At 70.8% G+C, this 6,572-nt stretch carries 4 protein-coding genes; 3 read left to right on the top strand and 1 reads right to left on the bottom strand.

All coding sequences use genetic code 11. From position 1 onward, the window contains the following. The first annotated feature begins 177 nt into the window (after positions 1–177). Complete coding sequence (locus AC07AL_RS33780) at positions 178–2,430, top strand: MMPL family transporter (RefSeq protein WP_478319262.1); 2,253 nt, start codon at positions 178–180, stop codon at positions 2,428–2,430. A 758-nt stretch (positions 2,431–3,188) separates the two neighbouring features. Here AC07AL_RS33780 and AC07AL_RS33775 read toward each other — a convergent pair. After that, positions 3,189–4,340: a DNA gyrase subunit B gene (locus tag AC07AL_RS33775; protein WP_400988968.1), complete on the bottom strand. Its 1,152-nt coding sequence runs from the start codon at positions 4,338–4,340 to the stop codon at positions 3,189–3,191. A gap of 594 nt (positions 4,341–4,934) precedes the next feature. Here AC07AL_RS33775 and AC07AL_RS33770 point away from each other — a divergent pair. After that, positions 4,935–5,603 (top strand): DUF1963 domain-containing protein, encoded by a 669-nt coding sequence (locus AC07AL_RS33770; RefSeq protein ID WP_363581153.1) that lies wholly within the window; start codon positions 4,935–4,937, stop codon positions 5,601–5,603. Continuing rightward, positions 5,597–6,169, top strand: coding sequence for an SMI1/KNR4 family protein (locus AC07AL_RS33765; RefSeq protein WP_363581151.1), 573 nt, complete (start codon positions 5,597–5,599; stop codon positions 6,167–6,169). The genes AC07AL_RS33770 and AC07AL_RS33765 overlap by 7 nt, the downstream gene beginning before the upstream one ends. Positions 6,170–6,572 lie beyond the last annotated feature (403 nt).

Below are 6,572 nucleotides of genomic sequence, written 5' to 3'. Positions count from 1 at the left end.
CACCCCAACCACACCCCCAACGGCTCGGAAACATGACCCCCCCCCCGCCCTCCACCCAAAAACTCCGCCTTTTCCTCCTCCTACCGCCCACCCCCCCCCCCCCCCCCCCCGCACCCGCGCCGTCTGCGCCCACCGGCGGTCACGAACGCCGGCCACTACCCGAGAATCGATCACACCATGGCCGACGGTCGGATCCACGCGACCTTTCCCGGACCCCGCACCGGACCGGCCGGCGCTCGGCCCGACGGCCACGGCCGTCGAAGCCTGATCCGCGCCCTGCCCGCCGCACTCCTCGTATTCGGCGCCTGCGGCCTCCTCACCGTGCTCGCGGGCGCCGAAGCCACCGGGGGCGGATACCTCGACACCCGAAGCCCCTCCGCACAGGCCGAGAGACTCCTACAGGACCAGTACGGCGCGGGCAGCCCCAACCTGGAACTGATCGTCAGCACCCCTGACGACGTGGCAGACCCCCAGACCGCGGCCGCGGGCCGCCTCCTCACCGAACGTGTTGCCGCCGGCGCCGACGTCGTCTATGCCCAGTCCTGGTGGACCCTCAACGACCCCAGGCTTCTGGCCGGCAGCCGACGCGAGGCACTCATCGCGGTACGGATCAGCGGCGATGACAAGCACGTCAGCGACCGCGCCGTGCAACTCGCCCACGAGTTCGGCGGCCGTCAGGAGGACAGACTCGCCGTCACCGCGACCGGCTGGGCGCTGAACAACCGTGCCCTGGAGGAACGCAGCAGAGCCGAACTTCCCGTCACCGAAATGCTCGGCTTCCCCCTGGTCGCCGGTGTGCTGCTCTGGGCCTTCGGCTCTCTGACAGCCGCCGCCCTGCCCCTGGTCATCGCCGCCCTGGCGATCGCCGGAGCCCAGGGCGTCCTCCTGCTCCTGCAACAGGTCAGCCCAGTCTCGGCTTTCGCCCCCAACCTCGTCGTGGCGCTCGGCCTGGGCCTCTCGGTCGACTACTGCATGATCATGGTCAACCGCTTCCGGGAGGAACTCGCCCTGAGCCAGGACCCCCAGGCCGCAGTCCTTACCACCACCCGCATCGCCGGCCGCACCGTCATCATGTCGGCCGGCACCGTGGCCCTGTGCCTGAGCGTTCTGATCCTCTTCCCCATGCCGATGCTGCGCTCGCTGGGCGTGGCCGCCGCCTGCGTGACGGTCCTCGCCGGGCTGAGCGCCGTCCTCGTCCTGCCACGCCTGCTCTCCAGGCTGGGACTGGTCCTGGACCGGGGGAGCCTGCGGTGGGCACGGCACCGTAACACCGACGATGCCGTGGCCCGCTGGTGGGGCCGTCAGGCCGGCCGGGTGGTTCGCCGGCCGACAGCCGTCCTGCTCGCCTGCGCGGGCGTCCTGCTGCTACTGGCCGCGCCGTTCGCCCGTGTCCACTGGGGCTACATCGACGACCGGTGGCTGCCCCCGGGCGCCCCGCAGCGCACCGTCGCCGACCACCTGCGTCAGAACTTCCCCAACGTCGGAACGGCCACACCACTGGTCCTGCTGCCCGAGGTGCCGGCACACTCCGCACAGGCGGCCCATTACGCCGCCGAGGCATCCCGCACCGCCGGCGTCCTGACCGTCGTAGGCCCGGAGGGGCTCTTCGTCCACGGCTTGCGCTACGCCTCCGCCCCCGCTGGCGCCACCGTGCGCAGTACCGGCACCGGCACCTGGTTCGCCATCACCACCGAACTCCCCGTGGACTCCGACCAGGCCGCGGAACTGGTGCGCTCGCTGCGCACCTGGCACTCCCCTCCGGGTCCGGTGATGGTGGCTGGCGACTGCGCCGCGCTGGCGGACACCCGCTCCTCGATGGCCACCCTGACCCTGCGGGCCGCACTCGCGGTGGGTGCCATCAGCGCTGTGCTCATGGTGCTGTTCACCCGCAGCGCCGTCATCGCACTCAAAGCGCTGGTGGTGAACCTGTGCAGTCTGACCGCGTCCTTCGGCGCGATGGTGTTCCTCTTCCAAGAGGGCCACTACGCGGCACTGTTCGGCTCGGCTCCCCCCGGCACCACCAACCCGCTCCTGCCACCGCTGATCTTCTGCATCGCCTTCGGCGTCAGCATGGACTACGAGATCTTCGTGGTGGCACGCATCCGCGACGCATACCTGCGCCACGGTGACAACCGCCGCGCCATCGTCGAAGGCGTCCAGCACACGGGCCGCCTCATCACCACCTCCGCCGCCGTACTCATCACCGCCCTCGTGCCACTCGCCGCATCGTCGGTCGCGGTGATGCAACTCATCGGTGTCGTACTGGTGGTGAGTGTCCTGGTGGACGCCACCATCGTCCGCTGCCTTCTGGTACCGGCAGCCATGACCCTGCTGGGGCGGTGGAACTGGTGGCACCCCCGTCGGACGCAGGGGCAGCGCCCCGACCGACATCAACCGCAGCCCCCCGCCCTGACCATCACCGAGCCCTGAGCTTGTCCTACCTTCCAAGCGCGGGGATCCGGGCCGCGGCGCTGGCCACCGCCGCCTCGCCCGCGACCGCGAAACCCTCCCCACCCGCTCCGAATCCGTGATCCACCTAGTAGGGGCCTGTCCAGCGACTGGCTCTGGCTCACTTTCGGTGGTGACGGAAGGTCATGGCAAAAGTGCCTGGTCAAACCACTCGCGTGCCCCAGGCCGCCCTCCCTGTCTGCGGCGCGCCCAAGAGTCGAGTCGCCGGCTCCCAGCGTGAACCGGGTGGATCACTGCAGGTAGCGGAAATTACCGAACGTCACCACCGAAAGTGAGCGAGAGCCGGTCACCGTACAGACCCCCTCGGCGGTTGGCAGGGCCTGCCCCTCTGACCGCCCCACCTCCCCTTTGGCGACCGGTCGGGAGCACCCCCCAGTCGGCCGGCAGGCATCGAACCATCAAGTCCTGGAGTGAAGTTGACGCAGGTCACGCCTCCTGCGCCACAGTGCCAGGCCGTACGCGGGCCTCTGGAGACCGTGCGATGGCCTGATCGGCGGTTCCGTGTCCTGAGCCGGCGTGCTACCCGGTCAGCGCCGCGTGCAGGGGGCCCAGCAGGGAGAGGTCGTCGGTGGTGACGGTGAGGTGGGTGGCACCGGCGGACCGCCAGGCGTCGGCGAGGGAGCGCCAGGTGTCCGGGCGGCCGGAGGCGGGCTGCGCCCACCGAAAAGCCCAGGCCGGGGACCAATCCCGACCTGGCCTTCGGTGTCTTCGGTGTGCTGTCAGCGGCGGGTGGTCATCGAGATCCGGGCGAGGACGGCGGTCGCCTGTGCCGGGTTGGCGCGGAGCCAGGCAGCCAGGTGCTCTCGGACGGCCTCGGTCACGCAGGCGCGGACGGGCCCGTTGCCCAGTCGGTCGCGGGTGGCCCCCTCGAACTCGGGGCGATCGAGCTTCACCGACACGACCGCCGTCAGGCCCGCGCCGAGCTGGGCGGGGGTGAGGTCGGGGTCGGACGGGGTGAGCAGCTGTTGCTCGCGGGCGTAGGCGTTGACCGCGGCCGCCAGGCCGTCGCGGAAGCCGAGCTCGTGCGTGCCGCCGCCGGTGGTCGGCCGGCTGTTGGCGTAACTTGCGACCCGCTCCTCGCGGGTGTCGCACCAGCGGAAAGCCACCTCGACAGTTCCCTCCATTTCGGAGTACTCGCGCTCGAGACCGATCACGTCCGGGTGGAGGGGGGCGCTCTGCTCCGCGATGTGGTCCCTCGGTCCGCCCGGGAACCGGAAGCGGACGGCCCGGGGCGCCGCGGGGTCGCGGTCATCGGTCAGGGTGATGTCCAAGTCCCGGTTCAGGAAGGACATTTCCCTGAAGCGCTCGGCCAGTGCGTCGAACGAGAACTCCAGTGTCTCGAAGATCTCGGCATCGGGCCGGAAGGTGATCGCGGTCCCGCTGTCGTCGGCCGGGCCGGTGCGGGTAGGCGTCGCGACAGCTACGCCTCGCTCGTACTCCAACACCCAGCGGGCGCCGTCGCGCCGCACCTCGGCCGTCAGACGGCCCGACAGCGCGTTGACGACGGCCAGTCCCACGCCGAAGTAGCCGCCGAGCAGCGAGCGCCGGTTGGCAGGCTGTGCCCCGCAGCAGAGCACGGCCAACCGGCTCTCCAGCGCAGGGCCGTCGCTGTGGCCGGCGTGCCCGACCGGGAGGCCCGTGCCGTCGTCGGCGACGCGGACGCCACCGTCGGCGGTGAGGGCGATCTCGACACGGCTGGCGGTGCCGCCGAGGATCTCGTCCATCGCCCGCTCGGCGACCTCGAACACCAGGTAGTGCAGGCCGCGTTCACCGACCGATCCGATGTACATCCCCGGCCGCTTCCGAACGGCCTCCAGGCCCTCGATAACCACGATCGCGCTGGCGTCGTACGCCTTGCATTCCTCGCTCATGATGCCCCCTCCGAGGGTGTCCGACAGAGCTCCCCAGCCTACGAGATTCCGAGAAAACACCAGGTCAAAGCCACTTTGGCGAGGCCGCGGACGGGCCCCTGAGGGGCAATCGCGAGCGCCCGGCCGGGATGGGTGCGCACTGCCGCCGCAATCCGGCCGCGGCCCTCCGAGGGGCGTCTGCGGCACTGTTCCGGGCGGCTGCGGGGCCACGAGTTTCAGGAATTTTCACGTCGCCCCGGTGCGGTCGTGGATGACGCCCGAACCGTCCGGCTCCGCGGCCATTCGGGCCCGCAGAGCCGGACGGCCCGACTGATGAGTGGGCCGTTCCAGCTGTCCGGATTCCTGGCGCCGGACGTGGAGGCACGACGTTTTCGCATGCGATTGAGTCCGCGGCCTCGGGTGGCGTCGGGCGTGTGTTGCGAGGCGATCAGCCGAGCCCCAGGGCGTCGGCTGCCCTTGGTCGTCGACGGTGGTCCGGGTGCCGTCGCCGCGATCCGGCTGGTCCCGGTGGCGCTGACCCCGGCGTGCAACATCTCCCGCTGTCATGACGGGACGCCGAGATGGTGTCAGCGGCCTGTCGTACAGTCGCCATCTGTGACAACGACCCTGATGACGTACGCGGGCACCACCGAGCCCGACGCGCCGACCACCCGTACCGGCGGCGTGCCGCTGGCCCCGGCCGGGACTACCTGGCCGCAGTGCGCCACCTGCGACGGACCGATGCAGTTCCTGGCCCAGGTACTCCTGGACGACCTTGGCCGCCACGCGGGCCAGGGCACCGCCGAGGGACGGGGCACGCTCGCCCTGTTCATGTGCCAGAACGATCCGGGCATGTGCGAGGAGTGGGATCCGCAGGCGGGCGGCAACCGCGCGCTGATCTTCCCCGCAGCCGCGCTCCAGCCGATCCCGGTGCACACGCTGGACGAGGACGACGACCAGGAGCCGGTCCCCCTCGGCTCGGTGAGCGCCGTCACGTACGAGACTCCGTCCACGACAGCGGACTACAGCCAGGCCTGCAACGAGTGGGCGAGCCGGCCGGGCCGGACTCCTCTGGACGTCCTCGGCCAACTCGGCGGGCAGCCCGCCTGGCTGCAGAACGACGAGACCCCTGCCTGCCCCACCTGCGCACGGCAGATGAGGCTCGTCGTCCAGCTCGAGGAAGGACGGGACCACGCCACAGCGATGAACTTCGGCGGTCGCGGCGAGGCCTACGCCTTCGCGTGCGAGCCCTGCACACAAGCCGTGTTCCTGTGGCAATGCTGACAGCAGCAACCCTCCGCCCCCGCCCAGAGAGCCGAACCGCGCTGGAGCAGCTACGCACGCTGCTCGGGGAACCCTCGTGCTGGGGCTGGGCCAGACCCGCGATCTGGGATGCCAGCGAGCGGTACCTCGGTTTCCGGCTGCCGGCCGACTTCAAGGCGTTCCTCGACCTGTACGGCCCCGGCTCGGTGGACGGTTACCTGACAATCGACCGGCCGATGGACACCACACCGGCCGAGTTGGAGCGCCACTGGGGACCTCCACCCGAGCGTCCAGCCTGGTACGGCGAGATCGCCGAGGGCTACTGGGAGGTGGACGAGTCCGATGCCCGATCAGGCGTGCTACTGCTATGGGGAAGCGACGAGCACGGCAGCCGGTACTTCTTCCGCGCGGTCGAGGACGATCCCACTGAGTGGCGGATCATCATCAGCAGTGATGAGGGCGAGTGGTTCGAGACCGCCGGAACGTTCACCGAGTTCCTGGTCCGCTGCTTCCACCGGATCGACCGCCCCGACTTCATGGACTCCAGCTGGCCTCGGCCGGGTGCACGCTACGAGGTCCGCGGGTGAGCCCTCGCTCAACGGCCTGGCCGGGCCGCTGCGGAGTCTCGACGAACTACCTGAGCAGCGCTCTGCGGACCAGGACGAGGGCGACCAGCCGGGTCTCACCATGGCCCGTGGCGCCTACGCCGTCGATCCCGAACCATTCGGTGCCCCGTACGTCGTCCCGAGCGCCCCCGCCCCCGACGCGGTTCTGGCCAGCACGGACCAGGACCGCACCACCGCCCAGGCCACACACTGGTCCGACCGCAGCTGCCCGGCCCATCAGGACAGCGACGGCGACCTCCGCGCCAGCGCCGGGTGGCTCCTGGAGCCTGCCGGCTGCCGACCCGACCCGACCCGACCGGGCCGTCGCCGACGGCGTGCGCTGCCCGGAACGCCGGACTCTCACCGTCACCGCTCATGGGGCAGC

Source organism: Kitasatospora sp. NPDC043949 (assembly GCF_056435365.1).
The sequence above is the reverse complement of the archived record's forward strand: the minus strand, read 5'-3'. Positions and strand labels throughout refer to the sequence as shown.

Excerpts from the sequence above, each read along its gene's own strand:
- AC07AL_RS33765 (WP_363581151.1), top strand. The coding sequence starts at position 5,597 with ATGCTGACAGCAGCAACCCTCCGCCCCCGCCCAGAGAGCCGAACCGCG.
- AC07AL_RS33775 (WP_400988968.1), bottom strand. The coding sequence starts at position 4,340 with ATGAGCGAGGAATGCAAGGCGTACGACGCCAGCGCGATCGTGGTTATC.
- AC07AL_RS33780 (WP_478319262.1), top strand. The coding sequence starts at position 178 with ATGGCCGACGGTCGGATCCACGCGACCTTTCCCGGACCCCGCACCGGA.